This is a genomic window from Ihubacter sp. rT4E-8, assembly GCF_049852125.1.
GTDB lineage: Bacteria > Bacillota > Clostridia > Peptostreptococcales > Anaerovoracaceae > Senimuribacter.
The window spans coordinates 2,283,104-2,298,120 of the sequence record NZ_CP187532.1; the positions used below are offsets into that span (position 1 = coordinate 2,283,104).

At 46.5% G+C, this 15,017-nt stretch carries 11 protein-coding genes and 2 CRISPR repeat arrays; of the genes, 1 reads left to right on the forward strand and 10 read right to left on the reverse strand.

The genetic code is table 11. From position 1 onward, the window contains the following. The first annotated feature begins 34 nt into the window (after positions 1 to 34). Entirely contained in the window at positions 35 to 904 is an 870-nt protein-coding gene (locus tag ACPW7J_RS11360; RefSeq protein ID WP_425755257.1) for an acetamidase/formamidase family protein, read from the forward strand. A gap of 72 nt (positions 905 to 976) precedes the next feature. Here ACPW7J_RS11360 and ACPW7J_RS11365 read toward each other — a convergent pair whose 3' ends face one another. The 10 genes from ACPW7J_RS11365 to cas3 all read right to left on the reverse strand — a co-directional run bounded on the left by ACPW7J_RS11365 (position 977) and on the right by cas3 (position 14,979). Further along, positions 977 to 1,234, reverse strand: coding sequence for a DUF3343 domain-containing protein (locus ACPW7J_RS11365; protein WP_161874590.1), 258 nt, complete (start codon positions 1,232 to 1,234; stop codon positions 977 to 979). Positions 1,235 to 1,251: 17 nt separating this feature from the next. Further along, positions 1,252 to 2,502: a D-alanyl-D-alanine carboxypeptidase family protein gene (locus ACPW7J_RS11370; RefSeq protein WP_425755258.1), complete on the reverse strand. Its 1,251-nt coding sequence runs from the start codon at positions 2,500 to 2,502 to the stop codon at positions 1,252 to 1,254. Positions 2,503 to 2,893: 391 nt separating this feature from the next. Next, positions 2,894 to 3,943: a CRISPR direct-repeat array (repeat unit 33 nt; unit sequence ATTTCAATCCACACACTCCTTACGGAGTGTGAC). Between the two features lie 218 nt (positions 3,944 to 4,161). After that, positions 4,162 to 5,145 carry a D-isomer specific 2-hydroxyacid dehydrogenase family protein gene (locus tag ACPW7J_RS11375; RefSeq protein WP_161874589.1) on the reverse strand — a complete coding sequence of 328 codons (984 nt, stop codon included), beginning with the start codon at positions 5,143 to 5,145 and terminating at the stop codon, positions 4,162 to 4,164. Between the two features lie 271 nt (positions 5,146 to 5,416). Next, positions 5,417 to 7,245: direct repeats of the CRISPR family, unit length 32 nt; unit sequence ATTTCAATCCACGCGCCCGCGAGGGGCGCGAC. A 164-nt stretch (positions 7,246 to 7,409) separates the two neighbouring features. Further along, positions 7,410 to 7,700, reverse strand: a complete 291-nt coding sequence (cas2, locus tag ACPW7J_RS11380; protein ID WP_425755259.1) for a CRISPR-associated endonuclease Cas2 — start codon at positions 7,698 to 7,700, stop codon at positions 7,410 to 7,412. 11 nt (positions 7,701 to 7,711) lie between these two features. After that, the gene (gene cas1c / locus ACPW7J_RS11385) at positions 7,712 to 8,743 is read right to left on the reverse strand and encodes a type I-C CRISPR-associated endonuclease Cas1c (RefSeq protein ID WP_425755260.1); all 1,032 of its coding nucleotides are present in this window, start codon (positions 8,741 to 8,743) and stop codon (positions 7,712 to 7,714) included. Beyond that, a complete protein-coding gene (gene cas4 / locus ACPW7J_RS11390; protein ID WP_425755261.1) occupies positions 8,743 to 9,411 on the reverse strand; it encodes a CRISPR-associated protein Cas4 in 669 nt (222 codons plus the stop codon). The genes cas1c and cas4 overlap by 1 nt, the downstream gene beginning before the upstream one ends. A gap of 2 nt (positions 9,412 to 9,413) precedes the next feature. Continuing rightward, positions 9,414 to 10,331 carry a type I-C CRISPR-associated protein Cas7/Csd2 gene (gene cas7c, locus ACPW7J_RS11395; RefSeq protein ID WP_425755262.1) on the reverse strand — a complete coding sequence of 306 codons (918 nt, stop codon included), beginning with the start codon at positions 10,329 to 10,331 and terminating at the stop codon, positions 9,414 to 9,416. Between the two features lies 1 nt (position 10,332). After that, a complete protein-coding gene (gene cas8c, locus ACPW7J_RS11400) occupies positions 10,333 to 12,132 on the reverse strand; it encodes a type I-C CRISPR-associated protein Cas8c/Csd1 (RefSeq protein ID WP_425755263.1) in 1,800 nt (599 codons plus the stop codon). Beyond that, the gene (cas5c, locus tag ACPW7J_RS11405; protein WP_425755264.1) at positions 12,129 to 12,785 is read right to left on the reverse strand and encodes a type I-C CRISPR-associated protein Cas5c; all 657 of its coding nucleotides are present in this window, start codon (positions 12,783 to 12,785) and stop codon (positions 12,129 to 12,131) included. Before cas5c ends, cas8c begins: the two co-directional genes overlap by 4 nt. Before the next feature lie 25 nt (positions 12,786 to 12,810). Beyond that, positions 12,811 to 14,979, reverse strand: a complete 2,169-nt coding sequence (gene cas3 / locus ACPW7J_RS11410) for a CRISPR-associated helicase Cas3' (protein ID WP_425755265.1) — start codon at positions 14,977 to 14,979, stop codon at positions 12,811 to 12,813. Positions 14,980 to 15,017 lie beyond the last annotated feature (38 nt).

A 15,017-nucleotide genomic window follows, 5' to 3' on the forward strand; every position in this document is an offset into this window, starting at 1 on the left:
TGCTAATCTCATTTATATTTAGAAAGGATTTATCATGAAACAGATTACCAAAGAACACATCGCTTTTACCTTCGACCCGGCGCTTCCGCCTGCCGAAAGCATCACATCCGGCGAAACGGTTTGTTTTGAAACCAAGGACTGCTACGACGAGCAAATCGACGTGGACGGCAAAGATTTTTCTCTGCTGGATATGGCGCGAAACAATCCTGTCACCGGTCCGCTGTACGTAGAAGACGCCGCGCCCGGCGATGTACTGAAGGTGGAAATCCTCGCCATCGAGCCAGCACAAGCCGGCGTCATGTGCGTACGCAAAGGTCTCGGCGTTTATCCGGTAAAAGGATGTCACTGTCGCCGTTTTCCCATTGAGGACGGCACAATCCTCTTTGATCAAGAAATCAAAATTCCGATTCGTCCCATGATCGGCGTCATCGGTACCTGCCCGAAAGAACCGCAGAGCACCCAGTCGCCAGGCGTCCATGGCGGCAATCTGGATATCAAAAATCTGGGCGCAGGCAGCATGATTTATCTGCCCGTTTTCGTGCCCGGCGCACTGCTTTCTTTGGGAGACTGCCATGCCGTACAGGGCGACGGCGAAACTGCTATCTGCGGCATGGAAATCAGCGCCAGCGTCACAGTCAGAGTCTCTGTTTTAAAAGATGCAGGCAGTCTGCCGCTGCCGTTCATCGAAACAGAAGACACGATAATTACCACGGCTGCCGATGCATCTCTCGACATCGCATCAAAGAAAACCGCGCAGAACATGCATACCTATCTGCAGAAAGCTGCAAATCTGACCGACGCGCAGGCAGCCATGCTCCTTTCGCTGGTCGGCAACCTTCGGATCAGTCAGGTTGTCAATCCGAAAAAAGGCTGCATCATGGAAGTGCCGAAGAAATACCTATAATATCTGATAAAAACAGCAGGAGACTGTCACAGCATAGTTTTCTGCTGTTTTCAATCTCCTGTCAACTAATAATTATATTCTTCTATAGTTTTTTGTTCCGTTCGCGCGGCTGATTTCATACATGCCTTTCACTGCGATCTGCCTTTCGTCCAGCACCCTTCGCACCCGCTCTATGGAGTCGATTCTCAAATAAACGCCTGTGCTGCAGGAATGGGCCACCTGCGGCGGCAACCTGCGTAATGTGGAATGCAGCCCATATTCTTCCAATACGTCTCTGGCATACGCCGCCTTATAGAAGGATGAAAACGACAGAATATATTCTTTTTCCATGGTAGTTCCCCCTAATCTTAAAATAAATTCTTTATCTTTCGTATGTAGTAGGTGAAGAAAGAGGCTTTATCAATATTTCTATCAGCCACCAGATCGCAAGATCCCAGCTTTTCGTCGCCGCAATAAATATCCAATGTGCCTATTTTGTCACCTTTCTTTAGGGGAAGTTTCAAATTCTTAGGGATATTAGCCTTATAGGAAGTCTCTTTTTCCTGCCCTTTCTTGACGAAAGCAGTAGCCTTTTCTCCGGTAACAGCATGCAGAATATATGGCTCGCCCTTATCAACGGTAATCTTTTTCACCCGTTGTCCTTCCTCTGCAAGGGTTACAGATGCATAATTAGCATATCCATAGTTCAGCAGCTTTGCTACCTCGGCATTACGAATCGGCGAAGTCTTTGCGCCCAGAACAACGGCGATCAAAGTAGTTCCGTCTCGCTCTGCCGATGCTGACAGGCAATATCCTGCTTCTTGGGTAAAACCGGTCTTAATACCATTTGCTCCCGGATACTGCTTTATCAGCTTATTCGTATTGGTGAGGCCGAAATCCTTCTCTTTGCCCGGCAGTCCTACCTTAATCGTCGTCTGCCAGGTATTAAACCATTTCTGCGTTTCCTTGTGTTTCAAGAGAAGTCTCGACATCACTGCTATATCATATGCGCTTGTGTAATGATCTGTTACTGGTAATCCGTTGGTGTTGACAAAGTGTGTGTCACGCATGCCTAATTCCTGTGCGCGTTTATTCATTTTTTCCACAAAAACTTCTTCACTGCCTGCAATATATTCTGCAGTAGCCACACAGCCATCATTAGCGCTGACGATAGCAATCCCCTGCAGCAATTCCTCCAAAGTATGCGTTTCTCCGACTTCCATATACATTTGGCTTCCGCCCATAGAAGCGGCTCTCTCAGAGATCGTCACTTGGTCGGTTAGCTTCACCTTCCCATCTTCTATTGCTTCCATCGCAAGAAGCATGGTCATTACTTTAGTAACTGAGGCGGGAGGAAGCTCTTTATGCGCATTTTGTTGGAAAATGACCTTGCCGGTATCTGCATCTATGAGAACTGCTGCCTTAACATCTAATTTCAGGTTAGCATTCTTCTCGTCTTCTGAAGGAGCGCCTGCAGCAGTCAGCGTATCAGATACAGTTTCCAGCACCACCGGCTCCTGCGGATTTGAAAAATGCTTCACGCCCATAATACCGCCGCCTACGCAGATAGCCAAAGCGCATACCATGCATAGCGCTCTTTTTCGATTCTTTCTCATCATAAAAACACCTCTCTCATTGGTGTAATATATGAGAGAGGCGTATGGGATATGACATAGGCTTATTGACTTACAGCCAGTTTTCACTGCAAAGTCTCTGTCTTCCGGACACCCTTTTTCTATATTATAGATGTTATAACTGTTAGAATCTTAAACATGATTATCGATCATATTGTATATCTTATTTTCAGTTACAAAACGGATTTTCTCCACCCGCAATATATTTTTTGCTCACTAAATAGAGGTTTCTGGCACGTGGGAAGTACCGATATCATCATAAGGCTGCAAAATCGCTAGGTGCGGATTTCCGAGAAGATCTTCCTTGCGATCAAAATCATACAACCCACCGGAGCATCTCCCTCATGAAAAGTTACAGCAACGAGAACCCAGACGCATTTCAATCCACACACTCCTTACGGAGTGTGACAGCTTTCAGACCGTTGGAGCCAGTCTTAGAGCATCATTTCAATCCACACACTCCTTGCGGAGTGTGACTTCTGCGGCTCAGGCTCAACGTCAAATGGATTTTATTTCAATCCACACACTCCTTACGGAGTGTGACTCTTCAACATTAGTCTGTTTACCAGTCTTTTTAGAATTTCAATCCACACACTCCTTACGGAGTGTGACTTTCACAAGCTTTTAGAGCTGAGAGGAAACAAAAAAATTTCAATCCACACACTCCTTACGGAGTGTGACTTATAGTAGGAACAAAAAAGTCCTGCGAAGTTTGGATTTCAATCCACACACTCCTTACGGAGTGTGACTCAACATACTTCAAATCCTCGGCAAGATTCTTACATTTCAATCCACACACTCCTTACGGAGTGTGACGATTTAGAGCAAGGCGCAGTTGCTTAAGCCTTTTTATTTCAATCCACACACTCCTTACGGAGTGTGACCGCTCTCCCGTGAAGCCTGCAAACCCACTGGTATATTTCAATCCACACACTCCTTACGGAGTGTGACATAATAATATGTGTTAATATAATATTGTCAGGAGATTTCAATCCACACACTCCTTACGGAGTGTGACAATATTGTCCGCAAGCTTTGATATGTTTATAACAATTTCAATCCACACACTCCTTACGGAGTGTGACATAACTTCACCGCCTATCTTGAAAAATCAGGCGTATTTCAATCCACACACTCCTTACGGAGTGTGACCTCAAGCTTGCTGAGCTGGGTGCAAACATTGAGATATTTCAATCCACACACTCCTTACGGAGTGTGACCTGGGATACTTGCGCGTATACTGCTCGATATATTATATTTCAATCCACACACTCCTTACGGAGTGTGACGCTCAAGCTTGCTGAGCTGGGTGCAAACATTGAGATATTTCAATCCACACACTCCTTACGGAGTGTGACCATATGCTATGATAGTTAATGAGTGGTTCCGTGATATTTCAATCCACACACTCCTTACGGAGTGTGACTGCGAAATTATAGTATTTTCCTATAACTCTTACCATAATTTCGCACTATTTTTATTTTATCTACAGTAAAATTCATTCAAGGCATCATTTTATGCCACGCAAAGGGTCTAAATCCAGGTGCGAAACTCCCGGGAAAATCATGTTCGCTTCCCTCTCGCACCGATATAAATGCACCCGTTTCCAAAAAATTTTTAGAACACGCAAGAGATATTTCGCAATTATACCACAGCGAATGGATTTTCCGCGCCTTCAATATACTTCTTTGCTCCAAGAATAGAATTTTCCGCCATATTTGCCACTGCTTCATCCGTATAAAACGCCATGTGCGATGTCACGATGACGTTTGCATAAGACCGCAATATCGCCAAACGCGGATTGCCAAGTGGCTCTCCCATGCGATCAAAGTAATACAGTCCGCTTTCATGCTCCACTACATCCAAGCAAGCAAAACCTACCTTTTGTGACTCAATCGCCTCAATGAGTGCATCACTGTCAATTAAAGCGCCCCTGGCGCAATTTACAATGCCGACGCCAGGCTTCATCCTTTTCAAAGCCGCCCCGTCAATCATATGATAGCTTTCCTCCGTTGCCGGCGCATGCAGCGTAATAATATCCGACTCCTCAAACAATCGCTCCCGTTCGACATATTCACATAAACCCTTGAGTGAATCTTTTTGATACATGTCATATGCCAAAATTCTGCATCCAAATCCCGACAAATTTCGAATCACGGTTTCTCCAATCCGTCCAGTTCCAACCACACCCACAGTGCAGCTCGGCAATTCCCGCGCCAGCTTTCCCCGAAGCGTAAAATCCTGAACATCGCCCCGCATCATAATGTGTTTCATTTTGCGAAGTCCCATGAGAATCATCATAATAGTATAATCCGCTACACTTGCCGGAGAATAGGTGACATTTGTTACGCCCATACCGAGGGATTTTGCATATTTCCAATCAATATGGTCATATCCAATCGTTCTGGTGGAAATGCACTTAACGCCCAGTGCATAAAATCTGTCGATCATTTCTCTGCTGATTACCGTTGTGATGATATCCACGGCATCATATCCCGCTGCCAAATCTGTATTTTCCAGACACGGCGTTTCGGCAGTATAGCCATACTCCACACCATACTTTTTACAAAATGTGTCGAAAAAAGGCTTCTCGTCAAAATCTCTCATACTATATACAAATAATCTCATACCTGCATTTCTCCTTTACTTACATTTATCATAACACAAATAAAGAAAAATGAACAGCACCCCAGAGTGATTATTAAAACCCATCATTAAAAATTAGCTCGTCCCTTTTTCGTCATATCTCAAAATACAATTATTATAGATTCAGCCTATAAATCTTATCCCGTTTTCTAGGCAGCAAACTAACGATTAGGCTAGACAAAAGCATGTTCGCTATATGCCTAGCCTTGTAAAATAGAAGCATAGAGGGCTACGGTAACGATAACCCTGGCGCATTTAAATCCACGCGCCCGCGAGGGGCGCGACAGGTGGAAAGATTCGGTGTTTTTCGTCGATCTCAGATTTCAATCCACGCGCCCGCGAGGGGCGCGACCTGTTGTCGTCATACCAAAGCGCGCTTCCATTACTATTTCAATCCACGCGCCCGCAAGAGGCGCGACGACAGCGACCTCCTTATTGTGCTCAAGCACATCGATTTCAATCCACGCGCCCGCGAGGGGCGCGACAGCTGGGGTGTTCCGTTATGGATTTCTTCGCTGACATTTCAATCCACGCGCCCGCGAGGGGCGCGACGCATGGAGTGCGGATATTACGATCCTTCCCCGATGGATTTCAATCCACGCGCCCGCGAGGGGCGCGACTATGCTCGTCTTTTGGTATATTCCCGATAATTCGATTTCAATCCACGCGCCCGCGAGGGGCGCGACAATATCGTCAAAGAAGAAATCGGATGATAAAGAAAATTTCAATCCACGCGCCCGCGAGGGGCGCGACAGAAAAGTCCGCCACAACAAATTTATACCCCTCTATTTCAATCCACGCGCCCGCGAGGGGCGCGACGGCAAGCGCTGCCAGAATCCGGGCTTTATCATGCTATTTCAATCCACGCGCCCGCGAGGGGCGCGACACCTTGCTCAAAATGCGGAAATTACGAATACAGAATTTCAATCCACGCGCCCGCGAGGGGCGCGACGCGATAAAACTGGTTATAACTGAGTTAGCGGAAAATTTCAATCCACGCGCCCGCGAGGGGCGCGACGCTCAGTGATGCAGCGGCAAGGTTTGAGCTGCTGAAATTTCAATCCACGCGCCCGCGAGGGGCGCGACTTTGCGAGCAAGCCTGAAGTAGATCCAGCGGCACTATTTCAATCCACGCGCCCGCGAGGGGCGCGACTAATCTGGCAAACAAAACACCTTTTGAAGGAGGGATTTCAATCCACGCGCCCGCGAGGGGCGCGACCCGCACAATGTGCGGTAAGTCAATAGTTTTTCTCATTTCAATCCACGCGCCCGCGAGGGGCGCGACCCGCACAATGTGCGGTAAGTCAATAGTTTTTCTCATTTCAATCCACGCGCCCGCGAGGGGCGCGACTGATATTATTTACGAGGAGTAATATGAGTAATATATTTCAATCCACGCGCCCGCGAGGGGCGCGACAAATATGACACGCAGCATAATCTTAACACAAGACATTTCAATCCACGCGCCCGCGAGGGGCGCGACTTTCCTACTGCTCAATCTACAACTAGTTTGTATGCTATTTCAATCCACGCGCCCGCGAGGGGCGCGACGGCAGATGCTCCTTGCGGAAATCAATGAGGTAAAATTTCAATCCACGCGCCCGCGAGGGGCGCGACCATCGACGAAGTGCCCATTACATATGACAGCCTCATTTCAATCCACGCGCCCGCGAGGGGCGCGACTATACCGCGCGCTATATTATGAAAAAGCAGTATGATTTCAATCCACGCGCCCGCGAGGGGCGCGACCTGATCCGCACGGCGTTTATTCCATCGGAAGGCAATTTCAATCCACGCGCCCGCGAGGGGCGCGACCTTATTTTTTGGAGGTTATTATGAGACAGAGTATATTTCAATCCACGCGCCCGCGAGGGGCGCGACCTTTTCTCTCAGGATTTCGATCGTTGGAGATTCTATTTCAATCCACGCGCCCGCGAGGGGCGCGACCCGCTGGCAGACGCCCTAAATTGGGCAGGCGTGAGCATTTCAATCCACGCGCCCGCGAGGGGCGCGACGGTCTGATGTTGATACTGAGGTTTTTGGTTATCAAATTTCAATCCACGCGCCCGCGAGGGGCGCGACTGCAAATAAACGAAACTTCACCGATGAAATTACCATTTATTTGTATATTCTTTGTAATTTCCAGAAGCACCCTTACAACTACTTCCAGAAAAGTAACAATTATGTCAAGATTTTCGGTGCGAAAGAGCCGGCAATTTCATGTTTGCTTCCCTTTCGCACCTGGGTCAAACCATCAGAACCCCCTCGGCTTCATAACTTTCTTTGGCTCCGAAATGCTCCACCTTGGTTTCGTAATGATTACCCAGATAGTAGAATCTAAGACTGTCCTTTCTCTCATCAATCAGAGACAATAGTTTGTCCTTCAACAGCAGTGTCTGTGAGCTGTCCAGTATACACTCAAACACAGAGTTCTGCACACGCTGCCCATAATTGACGCACTCTTTGGCGACCTTGCGAAGCCGGGCTTTTCCCGCTTTGTCCTGGGTAGATACATCATATGTAATCAAAACTAACATAGTCCTGCCTCCTACTTCCACAAAAACGGCGGATAGCTTTCAAGATCCCCGCGTATGGTTCGCGCCAGCAGCATCGCCTGCACATGCGGCACCAATCCCCAGGAAATCTTTTCATCCAGAAACGGATGTGTAATCGGCTCCTTTTTTCGCTGCTGCCATGCTGACAAAAACTGTTTCCGCCCATCCTCATTGAGCAAAACCGCGCCGTCCGCCTGCGTCTCAAAATGCTCCACTTTCATGATTTTCCGGTTAATCAATGTCAGAACAAAGCGATCCGCCATGATACCCCGCAATTCCTCCATCAAATCCAGTGCCAGCGACTTTCTGCCCGGTCTGTCGCAGTGCAAGAACCCCACATACGCATCCAGTCCAACGCCCTCCAGTGCGCCAGCACAATCATTTCCAAGCAAAGCATACGCAAAGGAAAGCAACGCGTTGACCCGATCCAGCGGCGGTCTGCGACTGCGGCCGCAAAAAGAAAAATCCTCTTTCTGATTGATGATCAAGCCATCGAAAACCGAAAAATAGCGTGATGCCAGTTCTCCCTCGACACCGCGTAAAGAATCCAGCGTATCGCATGTGCGAATCCCGGAAATTCCACGATGAAGCTGGGCGGAGACCTCTTTGATCTGCTCGGCATCAACTCGCAGACCATGATCTCTGACAGTTCGCTCCAGACTCCACCTGCAGTTAAACACTTTTCCCAGAATCATCGCTTTCGCGTAGGAAAGACTTCTTTCCGCATCGTCGGAAATTCGGTATTGCTCTTTGCGTAAAAGCACATTGCCGTATGATGTGCCAAGGGTCCGGGCGAGAAATCTTCCCCGCGGAGAGAAAAAGCTCAGCCCGATTTCCTTCCGCGCGCAAGCGCCCATCAACGTAGGAGATGCGCCTTTATACGAAAAACTGAGAATCTGCTCCAGCGTATGCAGTGGAAATCTGCCAACCGTTTCCTCATCGCGCAGGATGACTACGTTTTCTCCATCCAGCGCCAGATATACATCCTCTGAAAGCACATACAAAGTATTCAGCAATTTCTTCATTACAGCACACCTCCTTCGCCAAGCCGCTCCGCGATATACCTCTCTACATCGAGATTCTGATTCAACTTCGGCAGGCAGAGATCTTTCAGCGAACAACTCCTGCATTTCTTGCTGGTCTTCACCTTCGGCGTATACCCTTTCCGGTAAAGTCCATGCATTTCCTCGCACAGTTCCAACACCTGTCTGCGCAGCGTTTCATCAAATGCAACCTCCGTCCGGCGCTTCTTTTCCCCGTAAAACAAATATCCCTTTGGAATCTCCGTGAGAAATTGTTCTTCCAGACACATGGCCTGCGCGCAGAGCTGCACGGCGTCTTCGATTCCCTCTTTTTCTGTTCCGCGCTTGTACTCCACCGGCACAACAGTCCAGGCTCCATCATAATCAGACAAAGTGATGCCGTCCCGCGCTTTTCGAAATTCCACGATATCACACTGTCCGGAAAGTCCCAGCTGCCGTGAGGAAATGCGGAGACCTCGCATGATAATCAAGTCTCCGCGCTTTTCCACAGACGTCTCATCATGGGCTTTCTTGTGCATCAAAAGCCCTGCTGTCGTCTGATAATTCTCCGCCCACTGCTGCTCGACATGAATCAGCGCCCACTGTCTGCGGCAAAAGGCAAAGTGCTGAATGCCCGAAAGCTGCAGGTATTCATTTTCTTCATATCCCATGGCTATATTTTTCTCGTTACTTCTACAGAAGCGGGAATCATTTCTTCATGAATGGTCACTTCATAGTCCCGATAACTGCGAGGATATACGATATCTTCGGCTCTTTTCACTTCTACTGCCTCAAACAGCTTGTGTGCAGGACAGTCGCCCAATTCCGTACTGTGTTTAAATACGATAAGTTCTCTGACCGCCATTTTTCCTCTCGCTGCAGCATGGTCGATTTCAAACATGTTAATGATCGCGTTCCACAATAGTTCCAAATCATCTTCAGAAAAGCCAGTCACCTTTTTCGCTAAATTGGCGGAAATATATCCTTCTGCCCGATATAAACCATATGGCACGATACTCTTTCGTCCCATTTCATTCTGTTTCGACTCCGCATCTTTTTCTGTAGTAATTGCAACACGGGTAATCGTAATTTCCTGACTCATAATTGGATCTACGCTGCGGGCGAATCCCAGCTGCACCGGACCGCGTACCTGTCCGCAATTCAGCGAATCCTTTACAAAGGTGGTCATCACTGCGCCAAAGGTTCTGATATCAAAAAAGTTTCTGCACATAAAGTCGCGTACTTTCAAATCAATATTCGGGTCCGATTTCTTTGCTTCCTTTATCTTTTTTTCATTCAGACCAAGATATTTGTATGCCTGGCTATCACTTCGATTTAGCGGAACATCTCCTTTTATGTAAATCTTGTAGCCCTGTCCGTCTTCAGAAATGTCCTGACCATAATCAGGATCCTTTACCGTTTCTACATAATTACGAATCTTTCTTTTCAGGCATACATCTGTAACAATGCCATACCCGCTTTCCGGATCAACTCTCGGCAGATTTCCTGCATCAGGGTCGCCATTAGGATTTCCGTTTTCTACATCAAATAAAATGACAAATTCATACCTGTTCTTAATTGCTTCGCTCATGTTATTCTTCCTCCTTATCCTTTTTCGTAAAACGTGCTCGTGTCTGATGATAATATCCGAGAATGAACATCCCTTGTTCCTCTAAGGTAAGCCGCCTTGGATATGCGGCTGTCTGATGCTCCTCTACCGTAAACTTATCCTGCAGATCGCCTAATTGCTTCTCCAGCCAAATTTCAGTACCCTTACTCCTGACTGCAATCTTTTTCATGTGACTGTTTTTAAGTCGCAGCAAGGTTGGAAATATAGATGCCGGCATGGTGCAGGCTGAGTTAAAATACCGATCCTTGATGGTCGCATTCAGCTTGTTCGGCCAATTGGATTCCTCCTGAATATGCTCCAGCACCGCAAACATTCTCCCAAGATTATATGGGACATTCTGACTGTTTTCATTCAAACTCACCGTCAATTCCTCCTCTTCCATTATTTTTGTATTCCGCATAAGATACGCTTTAATGATTGCCGCCCGTCCACGGGTAATTTTATAAATCCCCGCATCACTGTCATCCTGCTCAGCCCGTATTCTCTGCAATACTGCCTGATAAAGACTTTCCGGATATCGTCCTCCTGATAAAATTGCTCGGAATGTGTTCCCGGCTATATGATCAGGCGGCTTTTTATCTTTTGACTTCTTATTTGCAATTTCCTGCAGCATTCTCCACACCCCGAGATATTCCACAATATCACTGGCAGGGCGGACAACTTCCATTCGGTCATAATGTTCTTTTAAATGACGCAGAATGTTTCCAAATCCATCCTGATAGAAAAAACGTACCGCAAGCCTTCCCGCATTGGGACCAAGTCCCAGAATGCAAAACTTTTGTTCAGGATTGATGTCAGCCAATACAGCGTCTACATCAACCTCCCATCCCTTTTCTAAGTTCTTAAAGATACCTCGTACAGTGTCCTGATTATCCTTTGTAGGCTCCGCAAAATCAGAAAAAACTTTCTGGTAGACTTCCTCCCCGCTTTCCGCCCAATAAACAACCATGGTATTTCCTAAAATGCTCCTGTAATCCCGATTGCTGATTAAATAGTTTAAGGCAGTTGTATACGCATAGGCTGCATATTCGCTTACGGGTGCATTGTAACTCTGTTCCTTTCCATGAGAACAAAAAGCCGGTGCATTAAATCCCACTAAAGACGCGCCGCTCGACTGTGCGCCAGGCACGCCTTTAATCTTTCCATGTATCCTGGCGATCGGTCCGCGTTCCCCTGTTACAAGGCAAAGTCCTTCCTTTCCGCCGTCTTTCTCACGATAACGCTTCTCCCAAGCCTGCTGAATTTCTTCATCTTCCTGCACAAAACAGCCCTCTGCTCCTAAATAGAATACCAGATTTGAAGCAGCGCTAAGTTCTTCATAATTTGCGGCAATCACCGGATGTTTCTCTGCTGTTTCAGGATTCCAGTTTTGAAAAAACTGTTTCACCGCTTCTGCCGCTTCTGAGTGAACATCTGCTAAGTATGCCAAATGTAACTCTTTTGCAGCGAGAAAACACTTCTTTGCTCTCTCCGGCTTTCCTTTCGTATCAATGCCCAGAAGGTAACTGGAATTATCGCAGAGAAAATTCGGAGATATGCCGCTAGTTTTAACACCTTGCTCAGGCACTTTCATCAAAGGAAGAACTTCTATTGTTTTCTTCCCTCGTGGTTCATCATGTTTCATCGATGTAACGCCTTCCAGTTCTCCACTTTCTGAAAGTTCAAGCGCCATCGCTACTTTCGCCTGACACCAGCCCGGCGCAGTTACCTTACCTTCTTCTTCCAGCCCTTTATAGTATTCTACCAGTGATTGCAGTATCATCGAACCACCTCACAATCTGTCAGATCCAGAATACCATCGTTTAACACCGCTCTGAAAAACATCGGCAGTATTTCTTCTCCGGTGTAATCAAAGTCAAAGAACATATAGCCTAAATCTTTCTTTTCTTCCGGATATGCTGTTTCAACATTTTCTCCCTCATATAGTTCGAAATGCACCGGAAACTCCCTGCATCCAAAGTACGGCTGATGATAACATTTTCCGCTGCGCAGTCTGCGCATCATAATATCCTTGAATTTTCCCGGATTATCACCCGCGTTTGCCTGCTGTGTCATTTCAAAATGCGCGTCGATGACATAATCCACATCTTTCAGTAAAACGGCTGCACGCTGTGCAATATCTTCCTTTGTATTGATAAACAAAGGTCGTTCAGCTCCATTCATCACGGTTAACACATTGCCCGCCTGCAATTTGCTCTGCACCTCGTTTCTTCGCACGCTGGTAAAGGCAATGGGGTTTCGCACATAAATCCTGTCGACGACCCATCGCATGCCCGGATGCCAATAAATCGCTTCTAAGATGCCCCTTGCCGCTGATGGCGTTATCATATCGTAGCTGCATCGTTCCACTTTCATTTCCGGTCTGGAAAATAAAGCGTAATCACCCCACACATGTACTCTCACGCCTTGCGCCATAAAGTTCTCACTCCTTTCTTCTCACTTAATAGTAATGACCAATTCCCATTTCTGTATTTAGCTGTATGCCGCAGTTTTCATCATAATATGTAGACTGTTCTAGCACGGCGAACCCATCAAACAAAGGTGTAATCATGCCCATTTCCCACAGCGCGCTGTAATCGTTTTCATATAGGTTGATACAATACTTTCCAGCTTTTCGCATCAGTTGCATCGAATACTGTTGATCAACCATCTTTTCTGCTATTTCCTTCGCGCTATCTTCCAGCGCAATCAGTACAGTCTTTGTATCCTGTTCAATCAGATGAAACTCCTTTGCTACCGTTTGAAAAGGAAAGCTGCAGCTTCTACTGCCTTTTTCAAATGCTTCTATTACCTTATGCTTGTCCAGAAAATCTCGTCTAAAGTCATACAGCCTTGCAAAATAGTCGTGAATCGCTTTCAAGTCAGTAATATCTTCATATTTTCTCACAATCTGCGCCGACACATCACGCATTTGCTTTATACTGGATGGAAGTCTACCGCTCCCCTGATTTTCAAACTGAAAAAAAATAGTTTTACATTGATCTGCCGAAAGTTTTCCTTCCCGATTACATCGTCCTGCCGCCTGAATCACAGAATCAATCCCTGCCAATTCTCTATAAACAGAGGGAAAATTCAGATCTACGCCAGCCTCAATCAGGCTGGTTGCGATCAGTCTGCACGGCTTACCTTCCGCCAGCTTTTCTCTCACCGTTTTCAATATCCTCTTTCGATGCAATGGATACATATAGGTAGAGAGATGATATACGCCGTTTTCTCCTTCGTTTATCAATTGACGATAAACCTCCTGCACATCGATTCTTTTATTTAGAATACAAAGGGCTTGTTTTTTCTGCTTCAGCGCGTCCAGCAAATCTTCTTTTGTCATGACGCCACCGTTTACTACATTGGTGCGCTTAAATAATGCATACATATCCTGCACTCTTGGACTGATTTCCTTTATATCCTCTGCCAGTTCTTTCGGAAAATATTTCTTCAGCGCCGGCTGGGTTGCTGTACACAATACCGCGGTACAACCATAATTGTAAACAAGCTCACTGATTGCCTGGATACATGGTTTCAGATACTCGGTCGGCAGCATTTGGACTTCATCAAAAATAATGACACTCTTTGTCAGATTATGTAATTTCCTGCATTTGGACGGCTTATTGGAAAACAACGATTCAAAAAACTGCACATTGGTGGTTACGACAACAGGTTTATCATAGTTTTCTGCTGCCAGTCGATGTTTTTCTTCCTCCTGCTCATCTTCAAAGGTGACGTTGCAATGATCCTCCAATACGTTCTCGTCTCCCAAAATTTTCCGAAATACCTGCGCATTTTGTTCGATGATTGAGGTGAACGGAATCACATAAACGATTCGCTCCATCTCATGCTCTATTCCGTGGCGAAGTGCAAATCCAAGAGAGGACACCGTTTTTCCTCCACCGGTAGGTACTGTGAGTGTATAGAGGCCCTGCTCCCCCTTTCCCATTTTCAAACAGGCTCGCAGAATCTCTGTCCTTCTGCCGTCGACCGTATCAGTTTCCTGATTGTCAAGCCAGGAGCTAACATGATCATTATACTTTTGCATAAGAACAGAAAGCGGCTCCCCATCCGATTCCCTGTAAATTCCTTGATTCATAAATGCTTCTGTATTCAGAAAATCTGCGTCCACCAGACAGGAGAACAGCATCCTCGTCCAAAAGGATAAGGTAAATCCTCCTTTGCCAAGAATCTTCAGTGGCGGCGCAGACAGTCCATGGAGCTGAATTTCGTCTTTAAAAGGGCTATAGTCGTTAACTGAGTTCTTCAATCTGCCCTGCAGCGTTGGAGCTCCTGCTCCATCTCCAACCGAACCGCCATCAGGCATACCGCCGTGATGTCCGGCAACACAATACGCCGCACAATAATTAAAAATATTGCCCTTTCCACAAAGTTCTTTTGCCCCTGCTGTTGCGTGATCCACTCTCTCGCCGCCAAATAGTCGTTCCTGAAAGCCGTCGGAATACTTTCCAAGATCATGCGCTTTCGCCGTCTCCGCCGCCTGCATGTCCGAATGGAACGTGCTCGCAAACTTTTCTGCAAGCTCAGCGGTTTCCAGCAGATGCGCTTTAACTGACTGCTCTCTTGTTCTGTCTTCGCTAATATGTGCCAGATATTTTTGTTTCATAAATGTTCACCTCCTTTTTCTTTTATTTGCTTATCTCA

Bases quoted from the DNA above. Each gene is read 5' to 3' on its own strand.
- ACPW7J_RS11365 (WP_161874590.1), bottom strand. From the start codon at position 1,234: ATGGAAAAAGAATATATTCTGTCGTTTTCATCCTTCTATAAGGCGGCG.
- cas7c (WP_425755262.1), bottom strand. From the start codon at position 10,331: ATGAGCGAAGCAATTAAGAACAGGTATGAATTTGTCATTTTATTTGAT.
- cas5c (WP_425755264.1), bottom strand. From the start codon at position 12,785: ATGGCGCAAGGCGTGAGAGTACATGTGTGGGGTGATTACGCTTTATTT.
- ACPW7J_RS11370 (WP_425755258.1), bottom strand. From the start codon at position 2,502: ATGATGAGAAAGAATCGAAAAAGAGCGCTATGCATGGTATGCGCTTTG.
- ACPW7J_RS11375 (WP_161874589.1), bottom strand. From the start codon at position 5,145: ATGAGATTATTTGTATATAGTATGAGAGATTTTGACGAGAAGCCTTTT.
- cas3 (WP_425755265.1), bottom strand. From the start codon at position 14,979: ATGAAACAAAAATATCTGGCACATATTAGCGAAGACAGAACAAGAGAG.
- cas4 (WP_425755261.1), bottom strand. From the start codon at position 9,411: ATGGGATATGAAGAAAATGAATACCTGCAGCTTTCGGGCATTCAGCAC.
- cas1c (WP_425755260.1), bottom strand. From the start codon at position 8,743: ATGAAGAAATTGCTGAATACTTTGTATGTGCTTTCAGAGGATGTATAT.
- cas2 (WP_425755259.1), bottom strand. From the start codon at position 7,700: ATGTTAGTTTTGATTACATATGATGTATCTACCCAGGACAAAGCGGGA.
- ACPW7J_RS11360 (WP_425755257.1), top strand. From the start codon at position 35: ATGAAACAGATTACCAAAGAACACATCGCTTTTACCTTCGACCCGGCG.
- cas8c (WP_425755263.1), bottom strand. From the start codon at position 12,132: ATGATACTGCAATCACTGGTAGAATACTATAAAGGGCTGGAAGAAGAA.